This is a genomic window from Sulfitobacter alexandrii (genome assembly GCF_001886735.1).
GTDB lineage: Bacteria > Pseudomonadota > Alphaproteobacteria > Rhodobacterales > Rhodobacteraceae > Sulfitobacter > Sulfitobacter alexandrii.
The window spans coordinates 1,344,048-1,361,292 of sequence record NZ_CP018076.1 but is presented as its reverse complement, the minus strand read 5'-3'; the positions used below and the strand labels follow the sequence as shown (position 1 = coordinate 1,361,292).

General features: G+C 66.9%; 16 protein-coding genes and 1 pseudogene. 8 read left to right on the top strand and 9 right to left on the bottom strand.

The window, feature by feature from the left end; genetic code table 11:
* Positions 1-165 precede the first annotated feature (165 nt).
* From BOO69_RS06580 to BOO69_RS06555, 6 genes are all read right to left on the bottom strand, one after another.
* Complete coding sequence (locus BOO69_RS06580) at positions 166-2,112, bottom strand: acetyl/propionyl/methylcrotonyl-CoA carboxylase subunit alpha (RefSeq protein WP_071971391.1); 1,947 nt, start codon at positions 2,110-2,112, stop codon at positions 166-168.
* 58 nt (positions 2,113-2,170) lie between these two features.
* Positions 2,171-2,581 (bottom strand): ASCH domain-containing protein, encoded by a 411-nt coding sequence (locus BOO69_RS06575; RefSeq protein WP_071971389.1) that lies wholly within the window; start codon positions 2,579-2,581, stop codon positions 2,171-2,173.
* Between the two features lie 24 nt (positions 2,582-2,605).
* Complete coding sequence (locus BOO69_RS06570; RefSeq protein ID WP_071971387.1) at positions 2,606-4,210, bottom strand: carboxyl transferase domain-containing protein; 1,605 nt, start codon at positions 4,208-4,210, stop codon at positions 2,606-2,608.
* Position 4,211: 1 nt separating this feature from the next.
* Positions 4,212-4,664, bottom strand: coding sequence for a lysozyme inhibitor LprI family protein (locus BOO69_RS06565; protein ID WP_172839506.1), 453 nt, complete (start codon positions 4,662-4,664; stop codon positions 4,212-4,214).
* 70 nt (positions 4,665-4,734) lie between these two features.
* Positions 4,735-5,022: a hypothetical protein gene (locus BOO69_RS06560; protein ID WP_071971383.1), complete on the bottom strand. Its 288-nt coding sequence runs from the start codon at positions 5,020-5,022 to the stop codon at positions 4,735-4,737.
* A gap of 3 nt (positions 5,023-5,025) precedes the next feature.
* Positions 5,026-6,189 (bottom strand): isovaleryl-CoA dehydrogenase, encoded by a 1,164-nt coding sequence (locus tag BOO69_RS06555; RefSeq protein ID WP_071971381.1) that lies wholly within the window; start codon positions 6,187-6,189, stop codon positions 5,026-5,028.
* A 148-nt stretch (positions 6,190-6,337) separates the two neighbouring features.
* Here BOO69_RS06555 and BOO69_RS06550 point away from each other — a divergent pair, with 148 nt between their 5' ends.
* Positions 6,338-6,811, top strand: coding sequence for a pyridoxamine 5'-phosphate oxidase family protein (locus BOO69_RS06550; protein ID WP_071971379.1), 474 nt, complete (start codon positions 6,338-6,340; stop codon positions 6,809-6,811).
* A 3-nt stretch (positions 6,812-6,814) separates the two neighbouring features.
* Here BOO69_RS06550 and BOO69_RS06545 read toward each other — a convergent pair.
* Together BOO69_RS06545 and BOO69_RS06540 are read right to left on the bottom strand one after the other, a co-directional pair.
* Positions 6,815-8,031, bottom strand: a pseudogene (locus tag BOO69_RS06545) (DegT/DnrJ/EryC1/StrS family aminotransferase).
* Positions 8,028-8,702: an HAD-IA family hydrolase gene (locus BOO69_RS06540; protein WP_071971377.1), complete on the bottom strand. Its 675-nt coding sequence runs from the start codon at positions 8,700-8,702 to the stop codon at positions 8,028-8,030. Before BOO69_RS06540 ends, BOO69_RS06545 begins: the two are co-directional and overlap by 4 nt.
* 129 nt (positions 8,703-8,831) lie before the next feature.
* On the opposite strand from BOO69_RS06540, the gene glmU reads away from it, so the two are divergent.
* The 4 genes from glmU to BOO69_RS06520 are packed head-to-tail and all read left to right on the top strand — an operon-like array spanning position 8,832 to position 13,244.
* Positions 8,832-10,184, top strand: coding sequence for a bifunctional UDP-N-acetylglucosamine diphosphorylase/glucosamine-1-phosphate N-acetyltransferase GlmU (gene glmU / locus BOO69_RS06535; RefSeq protein WP_071971375.1), 1,353 nt, complete (start codon positions 8,832-8,834; stop codon positions 10,182-10,184).
* Between the two features lie 2 nt (positions 10,185-10,186).
* A complete protein-coding gene (gene glmS, locus BOO69_RS06530) occupies positions 10,187-12,007 on the top strand; it encodes a glutamine--fructose-6-phosphate transaminase (isomerizing) (RefSeq protein WP_071971373.1) in 1,821 nt (606 codons plus the stop codon).
* 3 nt (positions 12,008-12,010) lie between these two features.
* Positions 12,011-12,565 (top strand): pyridoxamine 5'-phosphate oxidase family protein, encoded by a 555-nt coding sequence (locus BOO69_RS06525; protein WP_071971371.1) that lies wholly within the window; start codon positions 12,011-12,013, stop codon positions 12,563-12,565.
* Positions 12,558-13,244 (top strand): DNA alkylation repair protein, encoded by a 687-nt coding sequence (locus BOO69_RS06520; protein WP_071971369.1) that lies wholly within the window; start codon positions 12,558-12,560, stop codon positions 13,242-13,244. Before BOO69_RS06525 ends, BOO69_RS06520 begins: the two co-directional genes overlap by 8 nt.
* Positions 13,245-13,272: 28 nt before the next feature.
* Here BOO69_RS06520 and BOO69_RS06515 read toward each other — a convergent pair whose 3' ends face one another.
* Entirely contained in the window at positions 13,273-13,800 is a 528-nt protein-coding gene (locus BOO69_RS06515) for a hypothetical protein (protein ID WP_071971367.1), read from the bottom strand.
* 85 nt (positions 13,801-13,885) lie between these two features.
* Between BOO69_RS06515 and moaA the strand changes: the two genes are divergently transcribed.
* The 3 genes from moaA to BOO69_RS06500 are packed head-to-tail and all read left to right on the top strand — an operon-like array spanning position 13,886 to position 17,214.
* Complete coding sequence (gene moaA, locus BOO69_RS06510; protein ID WP_071971365.1) at positions 13,886-14,893, top strand: GTP 3',8-cyclase MoaA; 1,008 nt, start codon at positions 13,886-13,888, stop codon at positions 14,891-14,893.
* Positions 14,894-14,900: 7 nt separating this feature from the next.
* The gene (locus BOO69_RS06505) at positions 14,901-16,187 is read left to right on the top strand and encodes a 3-deoxy-D-manno-octulosonic acid transferase (RefSeq protein WP_071971363.1); all 1,287 of its coding nucleotides are present in this window, start codon (positions 14,901-14,903) and stop codon (positions 16,185-16,187) included.
* Entirely contained in the window at positions 16,180-17,214 is a 1,035-nt protein-coding gene (locus tag BOO69_RS06500; protein WP_071973687.1) for a glycosyltransferase family 4 protein, read from the top strand. Before BOO69_RS06505 ends, BOO69_RS06500 begins: the two co-directional genes overlap by 8 nt.
* The last annotated feature ends 31 nt before the right edge of the window (positions 17,215-17,245 follow it).

The following is a 17,245-nucleotide window of genomic DNA, read 5'->3' as shown; positions in this document are numbered from 1 at the left end:
ATCTTTTGTCGTCCTCACGCACATGGGGCGCTGCTGCGGTGGTCAAGGGCCGGCGTGCCTGCCCGGCACCGTGCCGGCGCCCTGCGGGATCCACCCGGGGGAGAGATAGCCGTTCCCCGGCCCGGCGACCAGTACCGGGGCGCCGGTTCACCGCTTGCCTCCCCTTCAGGCGGCCGCCTCATCCTCCGCTTCGAGGCGCACCAGGGCGGCGCCCGCCTCGACCTGATCGCCGGCCGCGGCCAGCACCTCGGCCACCACACCGTCACGCTCGGCCAGCAAGGAATGTTCCATCTTCATCGCCTCGAGCACGGCCAACCTGTCGCCCGCGGCGACCTTCTGGCCCACCTTTGCATCGACCAGCCTGACCATGCCGGGCATCGGTGCTTCGATGACATTCCCGTCGCCGCTGCGGCCCGCCGCCCGCGCCAGCGGGTCGATCACGTCGAAGGCCATGCCGTAGCCGTCGAAGACGGTGACCACCTGCCCCGCGACACTGACTTCGGGCGCCCGGTTGCCGTCAAGATACCACGCGCCCGCGCGGCGCTCGGCCGTCACCTCGGCCTCTCCCACCGACCAGACCTGCCGGTCCGGCGACATCACCCTGACCTTGAGCAGACTGTCCTCGCCCGATCTGGCCAGCATCACCTGCCGTCGCAGCGGTCGCCACAGCGCGAAGCCCGCATCCTCCGACGGGTCCAGCAGGCCCAGCGCCGCCATGCCCGCCAGCGCCTCGTGCCAGGGCTGCAACGCCGGAACCTCGGTCAGCGCGTCAATGTCGCGGGCGATCAGCCCCGTATCGACGTCCCCCATGGCAAAGCCGGTGTGACCCGCCAGCGCCCCGAGGAACGCGAGGTTCGTGACGGTGCCGGCCACCCGTGCCCCCGCCAGTGCCGCGCGCAGTCGCGCCAGCGCCACGTCGCGGGTCGGCCCATGCACGATCACCTTGGCGATCATCGGGTCGTAGAAAGGGCTGATCGTGTCGCCCGCCCGCACGCCGGAATCGGCGCGCGTCCGTTCGGTGAATGTCAGGTGGGTCAGCGTTCCGGTCGCCGGAAGGAAACCCTTGGGAACATCTTCGGCGTAGAGCCGCGCCTCGAAGGCATGGCCGTCGATGGCGAGATCTTCCTGACGCATCGGAAGGCTTTCTCCCGCCGCGACCCGAAGTTGCCATTCGACCAGATCGACCCCCGTGATCGCCTCCGTCACGGGGTGTTCCACTTGCAACCGTGTGTTCATCTCCATGAAGAAGAACCCGTCCGGGCGCAGCCCGTCCGACGCGTCCACGATGAATTCCACCGTTCCCGCCCCGGCGTAGCCGATGGCCTCGGCCGCGCGGACGGCAGCGGCGCCCATCGCGGCGCGCATCTCTTCCGTCATGCCGGGTGCCGGGGCTTCCTCGATCACCTTCTGGTGCCGCCGCTGCAGCGAACAGTCGCGCTCGAAGAGGTGCAGCGCAGAAGTTCCGTCGCCGAAGATCTGCACCTCGAGGTGGCGCGGCTTGGCAACGAATTTCTCGACCAGCACATCGGCGTTGCCGAAGGCGCTTCTAGCCTCCGACCTGGCCGACTCGAGCGCCGCCTTGAACCCCTTGGCGTCGTCCACCTGCCGCATGCCCTTGCCGCCGCCGCCGGCGACCGCCTTGATCAGGACGGGATAGCCGATCTTTTCGGCTTCCCGCGCGAGCAGGTCATCGTCCTGGTCCGAGCCGTGATATCCCGGCACGACCGGCACGCCTGCCTCGACCATCAGCGCCTTGGCGGCATCCTTGAGCCCCATAGCGCGGATCGCCTTTGCAGAAGGGCCGATGAACACCAGCCCGGCCGCCTCGACCGCCTCGACGAAGTCGGGGTTCTCCGACAGGAAGCCGTAGCCGGGATGGATCGCCTGCGCGCCTGTCTCCAGCGCCGCCGCGATGATCCGGTCGCCCTTGAGATAGCTTTCCGCCGGGGCCGACCCGCCGATATGCACGGCCGCGTCAGCCATTTCCACGTGCTTGGCGCCCGCATCCGCATCCGAATGGACCGCGACACAGCGCACGCCCATCGCCTGGGCCGTTTGCATGACCCGGCAGGCGATCTCGCCCCGGTTTGCGATCAGGATCGTGTCGAACATCTTTGGTCCCTTTTCATCTCTTTGTTACCCGGCGCGGCGTCAGGCACCGCCGCAACGGTCAGAACGCCTCGACGACCTCGAAGCGCTCCCAGATCAGCGTCATGTCTTCGGAGAATATGCCGTGGCGCTCGTAGTATCGGCGATGCCCGGCCCGCCAGCTTTCCAGCGTGTCGTCCTCCCCCTCGGCCAGCGCCATCTCCTCGGTCATTCCCGCCCAGGTGGTCCGGACCAGTTCCTTGGTTTCGATCACCAGCGCGGGCCTGCCGTCGGCGTCGAGCGCCACGTCCCGCCGCCCCACGACCGGCATCGTCTCGCGCCCGGCCTCCACATCGGCGAGGGCGGTACAGGTCGCCCGCTTTGCCCCGGACCGGACCAGCGCCGTAAGCGCCGAGATCAGCTCGGGCGTGTCCCCGAAGGAGAACGTCTGCGCTCCCGGGTAGCGCGCCAGCACCTCTTCAAGTTTCGCCATCCTTCGATCCTCCGTCGTTGCGGGTCACATGCGGAACACGCCAAAGCGCGTCGGTTCGATCGGGGCGTTGAGGCTGGCTGTCAGGCTCAGGTACAGCACATCACGGCTCTTGCGCGGGTCGATGATGCCGTCGTCCCAAAGCCGCGCGGAAGCGTAGAGCGGATGCGACTGCTCCTCGAACATGTCGATGGTGGGCTGCTTGAAGGCGGTTTCCTCTTCCTCGGTCCAGGTTTCCCCGGCCCGTTCCATCGCATCGCGCTTCACGGTGGCCAGCACGCCCGCCGCCTGCGGCCCGCCCATGACGGAAATCCGGCTGTTGGGCCACGTCCAGAGGAACCGTGGTCGATAGGCCCGCCCGGACATCCCGTAGTTGCCCGCGCCGAAAGATCCGCCCACCAGCATCGTGATCTTGGGCACATTTGTGGTTGCCACGGCGGTGACCATCTTGGCCCCGTGGCGCGCGATGCCCTCGTTCTCGTACTTGCGGCCCACCATGAAGCCGGTGATGTTCTGCAGGAAGACCAGCGGAATGTTGCGCTGGCTGCAGAGCTCCACGAAGTGCGCGCCCTTCTGGGCGGCTTCGGAAAACAGCACGCCGTTGTTGGCGATGATGCCCACGGGGCACCCCTTGACGTGGGCGAAGCCGGTCACCAGCGTCTCGCCGAAGCGGGACTTGAACTCGTCGAAGCGGCTGCCGTCGACCAGCCGTGCGATGACCTCGCGGATGTCGTAGGGGGTGCGCAGGTCGGCGGGCACCACGCCCAGCATCTCGGCGGGGTCATAGGCCGGTTCCTCGGGGCTTTCCCATTGCACCGTCGCCGGGCGCGCGCGGTTCAACCCGCCCACGGCCCGCCGGGCAAGCGCGAGCGCATGGGCGTCGTCCTCGGCGAGGTAGTCGGCCACGCCCGACAGCCGGGTGTGCACGTCGCCGCCGCCCAGATCCTCGGCGCTGACCACTTCGCCCGTCGCCGCCTTGACCAGCGGCGGCCCGGCGAGAAAGATCGTGCCCTGCTCCTTGACGATGATGGTGACGTCCGACATCGCGGGCACATAGGCACCGCCAGCCGTGCACGACCCCATGACCACGGCGATCTGCGGGATACCCTTGGCGGACATCCGCGCCTGGTTGTAGAAAATCGCGCCGAAATGGTCCCGGTCCGGAAAGACCTCGTCCTGGTTCGGCAGGTTGGCACCGCCCGAATCCACGAGATAGACGCAGGGCAGATGATTGGCCTCGGCGATCTCCTGCGCGCGCAGGTGCTTTTTCACCGTCATCGGATAATAGCTGCCCCCCTTCACGGTGGCATCGTTGCAGACCACCATGACCTCGTGCCCCTGCACCCGGCCGATGCCCGCGATCACGCCCGCGCAGGGCGCCGCCCCGTCGTAGAGGCCATGCGCCGCCGTCGCGCCGATTTCCAGAAACGGGCTGCCGGGATCGAGCAGGTTCGCCACACGCTCGCGCGGCAGCATCTTGCCCCGGCTTTCGTGGCGCGCGCGGGATTTCTCTCCGCCGCCCAGCGCCGCGGCCTCCGCCGCCGCCCGGACCGGTTCAAGCGCCTTGAGGTGCGCGGCCTCGTTCGCCTTGTAGGCCTCGGAGGAGGGCAAAGCCTGAGATAGCAATTTCACGTCAATTTCCCTTCATGTCCCGCAGCTCCAGCGTGCGCCGGGCCGTCATGACCATCATGCAGTTCGCAAACACCACGCTGCGGATCGAACCGCCCTGCCAGCGCGCATAGTCCAAAGCACATTCCGCATCGCGAAAGGCGATCCAGGCGCGTTGCGCGGTCAGCAACGTGTCCGGCAGCGCGGCGTCCTGATCCGCCAAGGCGGCGCGCGTGCTCTTGTACTCGGCGTTCAGCAGATCATCCCAGACGGCCGTTTCGGCCTGGATGCACTGGGTAATCCCCTGCGTGGTGTCGAAGCCCTGGTCCTGGCAGGCATTCGATGCCGCGCCAAGGCAGTCGGGCGTCGTCTCTCCGATCGGGGTGTTCGCGAAACAGGATCGTACCGCATTGCCGTCCACCTGCTGCGCCGCGGCCGCGCCCGCGCAGGTCATCGCCAGTACCAAGAGCAGCCTCATGGTCGTGTCTCCCTCGTTTTCATTGCTGCCGACAATCCGGGCCCGCCGGGTCGAAGGCATCGGCCAGTCCTCATGTCGTCGGCTCCGACGGGTCGCGCCGCAGCAGCCGGCCCGCCCGGTCCACCGGATAGATCACCACACCGCCGCACCGCACCTCGAGCCAGACTTCGGCCACCGCCCCCGGCACCGCGTGGCAATCGGTCTTCCGTCCACCATGCTCGGAAACGTAGCGGTCGGCATAGTGATTTATCACGTCCGTCTCCGTCATATGCGCGGTGATCCAACCCTGGCGGAAAACCAACAGTCCCGCCACCGCGGTCAGCACGACCAAGGGGGTCCACCACAACCACCGCGGCATCGCCTAGCCCATCGACGCCATCATTTCACGCCCCACCAGCATGCGCCGGATCTCCGAGGTGCCCGCCCCGATCTCCATCAGCTTGGCATCGCGGAAGATGCGCGCGACGGGGGTGTCGTTCAGGTATCCCGCGCCGCCCATCGCCTGCACCGCCTGGTGGGCCTGCGTCATCGCCTGCTCGGAGGCATAGAGACAGCAGGCAGCGGCGTCCTGACGCGTGACGCTGCCCCGGTCACAGGCCTGCGCCACGCTGTAGACATACGCCCTCGCCGAGTTCATCGCGGTGTACATGTCGGCCATCTTTCCCTGCATCAGCTGGAAATTTCCGATCGGCTCCCCGAATTGCTTGCGTTCGCTCACGTAGGGCATGACCTCGTCAAGGCACGCGGCCATGATGCCCAGCCCGATCCCGGCCAGCACCACGCGCTCGTAGTCCAGACCCGACATCAGGACAGCGACACCGCGGCCTTCCTCGCCGAGCACGTTCTCGAACGGCACCTCGACATCGTCGAACACGAGTTCGCCGGTGTTCGACCCGCGCATGCCCAGCTTGTCGAGGTGGGGTGGCGTGCTGAACCCCTTCATCCCCCGCTCGATCAGGAAGGCCGTGATCCCCTTCGATCCCGCTTTCGGGTCGGTCTTGGCGTAAACGACCAGCGTTTCGGCATCCGGAGCATTCGTGATCCAGTACTTGTTGCCGGAAAGACGATAGTGATCGTTGCGCTTCTCCGCGTTCAGCTTCATCGACACGACGTCGCTTCCCGCACCGGCCTCGGACATGGCCAGCGCGCCGACATGTTCCCCCGTGCAGAGCTTGGGCAGATACTTGGCCTTCTGACCGGGCGTGCCGTTCAGCTTGATCTGGTTGACGCAAAGGTTCGAATGCGCGCCGTAGGACAGCGAGACGGACGCGGAAGCGCGGGCGATTTCCTCGACCGCGACCACATGCGCCGCATAGCCCATGCCGGATCCGCCGTATTCCTCCTCCACGGTCATGCCGAGAAGGCCCAGCTCGCCCATCTCGCGCCAGAGTTCGGAAGGGAAGTCATTTTTGGCGTCGATCTCGGCCGCCATGGGCTTGACCCGTTCCTGCGCCCAGCGATGCACCATTTCCCGCAGGGCACCGATGTCTTCCCCCAGATCGAAACTCATACTCGCATTGAACATGTCCGCCTCCCCGGCTTCGTTATTGAACGAATGTTCATTACCTACGCGGCGGCATCGTTTTCGTCAAGCTGCGTCCTGCTGCGGAACCCGCTGCCCCCCGCAGCCGTTGGCCGACTGAAACACGCCAACATCTGCAAAGGATACCGCAATGAGCACCGATCTGAAAAAGGAATTCTGGGACCGCATGGAAGACATCCGCTCCGGCATGCTGGGCGCCGACAACGCGCGCTCCGTTCCGATGAGCCATTTCGTCGATGATGATACGCCGAACACGCTCTGGTTCATCACCGCCAAGGACACCGACATTTCCAAGGCCGCAGGCACCGGCGCGGACGCGGAATACATCGTTTCCAGCAAGGATGAGCATCTTTACGCGCGCATCCATGGGCGGATCACCGTTTCACACGATGACGAACAGCTCGATGACATCTGGAACGCCTTTGCCGCCGCATGGTTCGACGGGGACAAGAATGACCCCGATGTGCAACTGCTGCGCATGGACCTCAAGGAAGCCGAGGTCTGGGTGACCGAAGGCAACCTCAAGTTCCTCTACGAGATCGCCAAGGCTAACGTCACCGATGAAAAGCCCGACGCGGGCAAGCACGGAACGCTGATGTTCTGACGCTCAGGCGGGGCTGTGCGCCCCGCCTTCGACGTTCTGGTGCACCGCGCCCACCTCGGCACGGATGATCCGCGCGATGAGATCGCAGTCTTCGAGAGAAAAGGTCAGCGGCACCCTCATGTCCACGATGCCCGCCAGTACCGCGTCACTGGCGGGCATTCTTTCGGCCTTCACGTACCGCCATGAATCGTAGCGACTGGTGAACCCGACCGGTTCGGCAGCGCCGAACCACTTCAGCTCCACCCCCCGCTCCCGGCACCGGCGCAGCACCTCCTGCACGTCCCGCGCGTCCCAGCCGTCGAGAAGGAACTGGATCGACGATCCGACGATCGTTTCCTGCGCCGGACGCTCGATCACCGTCAGACCGGGCGTGCCGCGCAATCCCGCTTCGATACGGAAATAGCGTTCGTTCCAGCGCGCGCACTGGCGGTCGAGGTCGCGCAGTTGGGGCCGCAGGATCGCCGCGCGCAGGTTGTCCATGCGACCCGAAACATTCGGCGTGTCAAAGCGGATGGTCTCGAACACCTCCTTCGGGGGCCCGGCCTTGTGGCTCTCGTACAGCATGTAGGAGCCGGAAAGCATCACGGAACGGGCGGCGATCACCGGGTCGTCCGTGATCAGGAGCCCCCCTCGCCCGCGTTCATGTGCTTGTAGGTCTGGCAGGAATAACACCCCACCTTGCCCTGTGTCCCCGACGGGATACCGTTCCATGCGGCACCCATCGTATGTGCGCAGTCTTCGATCACCGTGATGCCGCGCGCATCGCACAGGCGCATCAGGGCCTCCATGTCCGCCAGATGGCCGCGCATGTGGCTGAGCAACAGGACGTTGGCCTGATCGGCCTTTGCCGCGAGGTCCTCGATGTCGATCACCAATTGCCGCGTCACCCCGACGAAAACCGGAACGGCACCCACGGCGGCGATGGCGCCGGGCACCGGTGCGAGGGTGAAGGCATTGGTCAGGACGCGATCGCCGGGCCTGACCCCGACGGCACGCAGGGCGGTGCCCATTGCATAGCCACCCGATGCCACGGCAAGGCAGTAGCGCGCGCCGACCTTCGCCGCGAATTCCTGTTCCAGAAGCACGGTCTGTGCGACTTCGCCCGGGGCCGTGTTGTAGCGGTGCAGACGACCCGAACGCATGACCGCGACCGCCGCCTCGATCCCTTCTTCGGGGATCGGTTCCTGCTGGGTGAAACTGCCCTTGAACACGTCGCTCATCCTGCCGCCCCCACAAGGCCCACGACGATGTCGTGCAGATCGTCGTAATGGTTCAACAGCGCCTCCGGCTCCAGTGCCGCCATGTCGTCGCCCGCCGGTCCGAAGGTGACGAGGACGCAAGGCCTCTTGGCATTCCGGGCCGTGTTGCGATCGGTATCGCTGTCGCCGATCAGCAGGCACAGCGCGGGATCGCCGCCGGCCCGCCGGGCCGTCTCGAACAGATGTTCGGGGTCCGGCTTGCGCACGGCCAGCGTGTCGGCCCCCAGCATCGCGTCGAACACGTCGCGCACGCCAAGCCGGGTCAGCAGGGTGTTGGCAAGCTCTTCGGGCTTGTTGGTGCAGATCGCCACCCTGTAACCCGCCTGCTTGAGCCGGATCACCGCCTCCATCGCGCCGGGATAGAGCGTAGTATGCGTGTCTATGTCGCGCGCGTACGCTTCGAGCAGGCGCGGATAATAGGCATTGATGGTGTCCTCATCCCGGGCCCGTCCCAGCCGCCCCATGCCCAGAGTGAGCATGGCGCGCCCCCCGCGCAGGGCGGTGCCGGCATCCGCGACGGGGTCCAGGATGTCACCCGCTCCCATGTCCCTGAAACAGGCGTTCGCGGCGGCGATCAGGTCGCCACTCGTATCCGCCAGCGTTCCGTCCAGATCGAAAACAACCGTCTTCATGCCACCCCCGTCCACGCGGTTCCCTGCCCCTTCTTGTTGCAGGCCGCAACCTATCTTGATCCCTGCCACCCTTGCGCCTTTGTGCGGAGGGGGTAAACAGAATGCAAGGTAGAGCATAAAGAGAACAGTATGAATACGTCACTGGTCATCCTTGCCGCAGGCAAAGGCACACGGATGAATTCGGACCTGCCCAAGGTCCTGCACCCCATCGCCGGCGAGGCGATGCTGATACACGCGATGGAATCCGGCCGCGTGCTGGCGCCCGAACACACCGTCGTGGTCGCGGGCCACGGCGCCGATCTGGTGCGCGCCGCCACGCTGGCCCATGATCCCGACGCGATCGTGGTCGAACAGGCAGAGCAGCTTGGCACGGCGCACGCCGTCGCCCAGGCCCGCGAGGCACTGGCGGCTTTCGACGGCATGACGGTTGTCCTCTACGGCGACACCCCCTTCATTCGTGCCGAGACGCTGGAGCGGATGCAGGCCGCGCTGGATCACCACGATGTCGCGGTGCTGGGGTTCGAGGCCGCCGACCCGGCCCGCTACGGCCGTCTCGTGATGGACGGCGACACGCTGGAGCGTATCGTCGAGTTCAAGGACGCCACCGATGCAGAGCGCGCGATCACGCTGTGCAACTCTGGCGTGGTCGCCGCCCGCACCGAATTGCTGTTCGACCTGATCGACGCGGTCGGCAACGACAACGCGGCGGGCGAGTATTACCTGACGGACATCGTGGGATTGGCCCGCGGACGCGGGCTGCGGGCCACCGCCGTCACCTGCGACGAGGCCGAAACCATGGGCGTCAATTCGCGCGCCGACCTCGCGCTGGCGGACGCCACGTTCCAGACCCGCGCCCGGGCGGCGCTGCTCGAAGACGGCGTGACCCTGACGGCCCCGGAAACAGTCTATCTTGCCCGCGACACCGTGATCGGGCGCGACACCCTGATCGAACCTAACGTGGTTTTCGGGCCGGGCGTCACCGTGGAATCCGGCGCGACCATCCGGGCCTTCTCGCATCTCGAAGGGTGCCATGTCGCCCGCGGCGGGGTTGTCGGCCCCTACGCCCGTCTGCGCCCCGGCGCCGAACTGGCCGAGGACGTGCGCGTCGGCAACTTCGTCGAGATCAAGAATGCACAGGTGGCCGAAGGGGCCAAGATCAATCACCTCAGCTACGTGGGCGATGCCTTTGTCGGCGCCGCCGCCAATATCGGCGCAGGCACCATCACCTGCAACTACGACGGCGTGATGAAGCACCACACGCACATCGGCGCCCGCGCCTTCATCGGGTCCAACACCATGCTGGTGGCCCCGGTGAGCATCGGCGACGGCGCCATGACGGGATCGGGCTCCGTCATCACGTCGGACGTGGAACCCGATGCGCTGGCCCTCGCCCGCGCGCCGCAGGTGGAAAAACCCGGCATGGGCCGGAAACTGTTCGAAATCCTGAAGGCCAAGAAGGCCAGAATGCAGCGAGGCAGCTGAAAATGTGCGGAATCGTGGGAGTCCTCGGAAATCACGAGGCGGCGCCGATCCTAGTCGAGGCGCTCAAGCGCCTGGAATATCGCGGCTATGACAGCGCCGGGATCGCCACAGTCAACAACGGCACACTGGACCGCCGGCGCGCGGTGGGCAAGCTGGTCAACCTCAGCGACCTGCTGGTGCATGAACCGCTGACCGGGAAATCCGGCATCGGCCACACCCGCTGGGCCACCCACGGCGCGCCCACGGTCACAAATGCCCACCCGCACCGCGCCGGCGGCGTGGCTGTCGTGCACAACGGCATCATTGAGAATTTCCGCGAACTGCGCGAGGAACTCGCCGGACACGGTGTGCAATTCGTGACCGAAACGGACACGGAAACCGTCGCGCTGCTGACCCAGCACTACATGGCACAGGGCGCCGACCCGGTGGCGGCAGCGAAACAGGCGCTGTCCCGGCTGACAGGCGCCTTCGCCCTGGCCTTCCTGTTCGACGGTGAGGACGATCTGATGATTGCCGCGCGCAAGGGATCCCCGCTGGCGATCGGCTACGGCACGGGCGAAATGTTCGTCGGGTCTGACGCCATCGCGCTGTCGCCGCTGACCGACCGGATTTCGTATCTCGAAGAAGGCGACACCGCCGTCATCACGCGCACATCGGTCGAGATCACCGACAGCGCGGGCGCGGTGGTCGAGCGGCCGATCAAGACCATCCAGATCGACAGCACCCGCATCGACAAGGGCGGGCACAAGCATTTCATGGCCAAGGAGATCGCCGAGCAGCCCGGAGTGCTGGGTCAGGCGCTGCAACACTATCTCGGCACCGACAGCGAGATCCACCTGCCGGGTGCGGGGCTCGACTTCGCCGGGATCGAACGGATCACGATGGTCGCCTGCGGTACCGCTTTCTATGCCTGTCTGACCGCGAAGTACTGGTTCGAACAGATCGCCCGCATCCCTGTCGAAGTCGACGTGGCGTCCGAGTACCGCTACCGCGAACCCCCGATCACCAAGGGGACACTGGCCATCTTCGTCAGCCAGTCGGGCGAGACCGCCGATACCCTCGCCGCCCTGCGCTATTGCGCCGGCAAGGCCGAGAAGATCGCGAGCGTGGTCAACGTTCCCGAAAGCTCCATCGCGCGGGAAAGCGACGTTGCCTTGCCGATCTACGCAGGCGTCGAAGTTGGCGTGGCCTCGACCAAGGCCTTCACCTGCCAGCTGACGGTGCTGTTCATGCTCGTGCTCAAGGCCGCCCGCGACCGCGGCGTGCTGGATGCCGGCACGCTCGACAGCCACGTGCAGGCGCTGCGCGGGCTGCCGTCGATCATCAATCAGGCGCTGGAGCAGAACGCCGCCATGCGCGACACGGCCTACAAGCTCTCGACCGCGCGGGACGTCCTGTTCTTGGGCCGTGGCCAGATGTATCCCCTCGCCCTTGAAGGTGCGCTGAAGCTGAAGGAAATCAGCTACATACACGCCGAAGCCTATGCTTCAGGCGAGCTGAAGCACGGCCCCATCGCGCTGGTCGACGAAGAGGTGCCCGTCATTGTCATGGCGCCCCGCGACGCGCTCTTCGACAAGACCGTCAGCAACATGCAGGAAGTCATGGCGCGCAAGGGAAAGGTGATCCTGATCTCCGACGCCAGGGGCCTTTCGGAGGCGAGCCAGGGGGTGTGGTCGAGCATCGAGATGCCCGAGATACCGGATGCGCTGGCGCCCATCCTCTACGCGCTGCCCGCTCAACTGCTGGCATACCACACCGCCGTCGCCAAGGGCACGGACGTGGACCAGCCCCGCAACCTGGCGAAATCGGTGACGGTGGAATAGCCCGTGGCCAAGCAGTTCGACAGCATCTCCGCCGACCACCGCCAGTTCATCGAGGCGCAGCACATATTCTTCTGCGGCACAGCAGCGGCCGAGGGCCGTGTCAACGTGTCGCCGAAGGGGATGGATTCGCTGCGCGTTCTCGATCCGAACCGCATCGTCTGGCGCAACCTGACCGGCTCGGGGAACGAGACGGCGGCGCATCTGGCGCAGGTCAACCGGATGACGCTGATGTGGTGCGGCTTTGAAACCCGCCCGATGATCCTGCGCGCCTACGGCTCGGCCCGGACGCTGCATCCGCGGGACCACGCGTTCGCCGAACTGAATGCCGCGTTCCCCCCCGATCCCGGTGCGCGTCAGATCTACGACCTGACGGTCGACCTCGTTCAGACGAGTTGCGGCTTCGCTGTGCCCTTCTTCGACCACAAGGCACCCCGCGAGGTGCTGCGGAAATGGTCGGAGGACAAGGGGCCGGACGGCGTCGCGGCCTACTGGCGGGAACGCAACCTCAACAGCATCGACGGCCTGCCGACCCACATCCTCGGCGACACCGATGCATGAGCGCTGCCTCGAGGAGCTCCGGGCGCACGCGGATCCGGACCGGGCCGCGCAGATGCAGGCCTATCACAAGATCGACCGCCCCTACCTCGGTCTGTCGAACCCGCAGATCAACGACCTTGTAAAGGAATGGCGTGCCGGCACAGACGCGAAGGCCCGCGTGGCGATCGCCGACGGGCTATGGCGCACCGACGTGTTCGAAGCCCGCCTCGCCGCGGCAAAGCTGCTGACACAGGCCCGGATCCGGCCCGATGATACCCCCGCATGGCAGTTGATCGCCTCATGGACACCGACCTTCGATAGCTGGGCCATCGCGGATCACGCCTGCATGGCCGGTGCCAGACGGCTCGTGGCCGATCCCGCACGGCTGGACGAGGTGGAAACGTGGGTCTCCTCCGATCACATGTGGACCCGCCGCGCGGCGCTTGTCTCCACCCTGCCGTGGACCAAGCAGAACAACCCCAAGCCCGCGGAAAGCGCGGCACGCGACCGCATCCTCGGATGGGCGGCCCATCTGGTCGCGGACCGGGAATGGTTCATTCAGAAGGCGATCGGCTGGTGGCTGCGCGACCTGTCGAAACACGATCCCGCGCGCACCACCGCGTTCATCGACCGGCACGGCGGGGACATGAAGCCCTTCGCCCGCCGCGAAGCCTTGCGCCATCTGACCAGGACAAGCTGACGTCCGGCACGCGCAAAGGCGGATCGCGTCACCCCTCCAGCGCGACCTCGACCTCGGTCAGGTCCGTCAGGGAGGCACCGATCAGACGCAGCGCGGCAAGCGACATCTGGCTGCCGCCCGTCGCCTCGCCCCCGCGGGGAATCAGCGTGACGGCAGAGGATTTGCCGGTCGCGGGATTGGTCACCCGCCCCTGCGACTCGGTGCCGACCAAGGGTGTCTTCAGCCACAGCCCCGGCTGCGTCGGATCGCCCAACGAGGCAACGGTCGTGCCCAGGGCGCGGCTGCCCTCGGCTGCCGGGGCCGCTGCCGCGGCGCGCTGTTCCGGCGTCGTGGTGTCCAGCGACTCGGCCGAACGGGCCGAGGCCGGGGGCGGCGGGGCCGCTGTCGCCGGGTCCAGCGCGGATGTTTCCACGGTTTCCGGGGCGGACACGAAGGGGTCGGCGGGCGTCGTCTGGTCGGTGGTGCCGGATCCGCCACCCAGCCCGAACCGTTCGGACACGGCGGCGCAGCCCGATACCCCGGATACCAACGCGATGAGGACAAGTGTTCTTTTCATGCCCACAGGCTAGCGCCCCGCGCCCCCGGTCGCAATCTCGGAAATGCCGCTTGCGGGCATGGGGGCACGCCATTACCTATTGTGTATGAACGCTCCGCTCATCGACCCATTCGCCCGCGCCATCACCTACCTGCGCGTCTCCGTCACGGACCGCTGCGATTTCCGCTGCGTCTATTGCATGTCGGAGAACATGACCTTCCTGCCGAAGAAGGAACTGCTCACGCTGGAAGAACTGGACCGTCTGTGCTCGACCTTCGTGGGCCTGGGTGTCCAGAAACTGCGCATCACCGGGGGCGAGCCGCTGGTGCGCCGTGGGATCATGACGTTCTTCGACAACATGAAACGACATCTCGACAGCGGTGCGCTCAAGGAACTGACGCTGACCACCAACGGCAGCCAGCTCGAACGCTTCGCCGACGATCTCTACGCCGCAGGTGTGCGCCGGGTGAACATTTCGCTCGACACGCTGGACGAGGCCAAGTTCGCCGAGATCACCCGCTGGGGCCGCCTGCCGCAGGTCTTGCGCGGCATCGACGCCGCCCAGCGTGCGGGGCTGCGCGTCAAGATCAACGCGGTCGCGCTCAAGGGCTTCAACGAGGAAGAACTGCCGGCGATCACCCGCTGGTGCGCGGAACGGGACATGGATCTGACCTGGATCGAGGTCATGCCGATGGGCGATCTGGGCAACGAGGACCGCCTGGGCCAGTACTGGTCGCTGCGCGACGTGCGCGCCCGCTACGCCGAGGAATACACCGTCACCGATCTGGCGGAACGCTCGGGCGGACCCGCGCGCTATGTCCGGCTCGAGGAGACCGGACAGAAGATCGGGTTCATCACGCCGCTCTCCCACAACTTCTGCGAAAGCTGCAACCGCGTGCGGATCACCTGCACCGGCGAGATCTTCATGTGCCTGGGACAGGAAGACGTGGCCGACCTGAGGGCCCCCCTGCGCTCCCATCCCGATGACGATGCACCGCTCGAGGCGGCCATCCGTGCCGCCATCGACCGCAAGCCCAAGGGTCACGATTTCGATTACTCCCGCCAACGGCTCGACGGCCAGATGCCCCGGCACATGAGCCACACCGGCGGCTGATCCCGGCATGGCTCCCCTGCTCTACCGGTTCTGGGTGGGGGCCAGCACGGTGCTGGTGCCTTTCGCCGCCCGCGTGGCCATTTCCAAGCTGCGCCGCGCTGGCGTGCCGGTCGTGCGCTGCCACGAAAAGCTGGGCCATGCCACCGAACCGCGCGATCCCGACGCGCCGCTCGTCTGGTTCCACGCCGCCTCCGTGGGAGAGACGCAGGCGGTCCTCGCGCTGATCGGCCGGATGGGCCATGCCCTGCCGGCGGCACGCTTCCTGATCACCTCCGGCACCGCGACGTCAGCCGCGATGGTCGCGCGGCGGATGCCGCCGCGATGCGTGCACCAGTTCTCGCCGCTCGACGCACCGGGACCGCTGCGGCGGTTCCTGCGCCACTGGCGTCCCGATGCCGCGATCTTCGTGGAAAGCGAGCTCTGGCCCCAGATGCTGCGGCGGACCCACGCGCGGGGGACACGGATGGCGCTGGTCAACGCGCGCCTGTCGGCGAAATCCATCGCCAACTGGCGCCGCTTTCCGAAAACCGCCCGCTACCTGTTCGAGGTCTTCGACCTGATCCTCACCCAGAACGACGCCATGGCCGAAGCCATGGTCGAGATCAACGCACCCGCCGACCGGGTGGCCCGGGGCATCAACCTCAAATCGCTGGCCGGCCCCCTGCCGCGGGACGAGGATACCCTGTTCGAGGCGCGCGCGGCGCTCGGGCATCGCCCGGTCTGGATCGCCTCTTCGACGCACCCGGGCGAGGAACAGACCGTGCTGGCCGCCCACAAGGCCTTGCTGGAACGCTATCCCGACCTCTGCCTGATACTGGTGCCGCGCCATCCCGACCGGGGACAGGAGGTCACCGGCCTGATCGCGGACGCGGGGCTGAGCCTGACCCGCCGCACCCGGGGCGACATGCCGGGCGGCCAGGTCTTTCTCGCCGATACACTGGGCGAACTTGGTACCTGGTACGCGCTCGGTGATATCGTGTTCCTCGGCGGCTCGCTGCGCCCCATCGGCGGGCACAATCCGTTCGAGGTCGCGCAGGCGGGGGCGGCGGTCCTGTCCGGGAACCACGTCACGAATTTCGCCGAGACCTTCGCCGAGATGGAGGCCCGCGGCGCCGCGCGCCTGGTGGCCGATGCCCGTGACATCGCGGAACGGGTCGGTGCGCTGCTAGACGATCCCGCCGCGCTCGAGGCGGTCAGGGCCGCGGCCTCCGCCTTCACCCGAGACCGGACCGACATGCTCGACAGCATCGCCGAACGGTTGATCAAGGCGCTGGAGCTTGCCCCCCGTGCCTGAGCTCTTCGTCACCAACTACAACCCGAACTTCACCGGCGTTTCCGCCACGGCGGCGAATGTCATCCGCCAGCAGATGCGCCACCACGATCTGGCGCTGGTGGGCCAGCCCCTGCCTGGATGCCCGGCCCCCGTGACGCCTGCGCAGGCCCACCGCGTCTGCCGCAGCGGCCCGACGGAAAACCGCCCCTTCGCCATCTGGCACGTGCGCCGCAACCCCGAGATGCGCAGCGCGATCTGGCTGCGCGACGTGCGCCGCGCGCCGATCCGCATCGTCTTTACCTCCGCCGCGCAAAGGCTGCATTCCGCCTATCCCCGCTGGCTGATCCGCCGCATGGACGCGGTCATCGCCACCACCGAGAAAGCCGCCGAATTCGTCCCCCACGTCCGCGCGGTCGTCCCTCACGGGGTGGATACCGATCTGTTCACCCCCGCACCGGACCGCGCCGCCGCATGGCAGGCCCTGGGCTTCGGCGGCAGCCGGGGGATCGCCACGGTGGGGCGCATCCGCCCCGAAAAGGGAACGGATATCTTCGTCGACGCCATGCTGCGCTTCCTGCCCGATCATCCGGATGTCACCGCCCTGGTCGTCGGCCGCGCGGGCGGCAAGTTCGAAAGCTACCTGAACGGCCTCAGAAACAGGGTTTCGGCGGCAGGGCTGACGGACCGCCTGCGCTTTGTCGGAGAGATACCGTCCCCCGACCTGCCCCCCCTGATGCGCGCCCTGTCGCTGGTCATGCAATTGCCCCGTTACGAAGGCTACGGCATGGTGCCGCTCGAAGGTCTCGCCAGCGGCACGCCGTTCGTAGGCAGCGACGCAGGCTATTACCGCAGTTTTTCCGATGCGGGCCGGGTCGGCACCATCGTGCCCCTCGACAACCCCGAAGCTGCCGCCGCCGCCGCCAAGGCGTTGCTGGAGCGCGACGACACCATCGCCGAAGCCGCCCGCCACACCGCCTTGTCCCGCTTCAGCGCCCGCGCCGAAGCGGACGGGATCGACGCGGTCTACCAGTCCCTCTGGCACGGCTGACAGGCGCGCGCAGGGGTGCACCGGGGCGCAT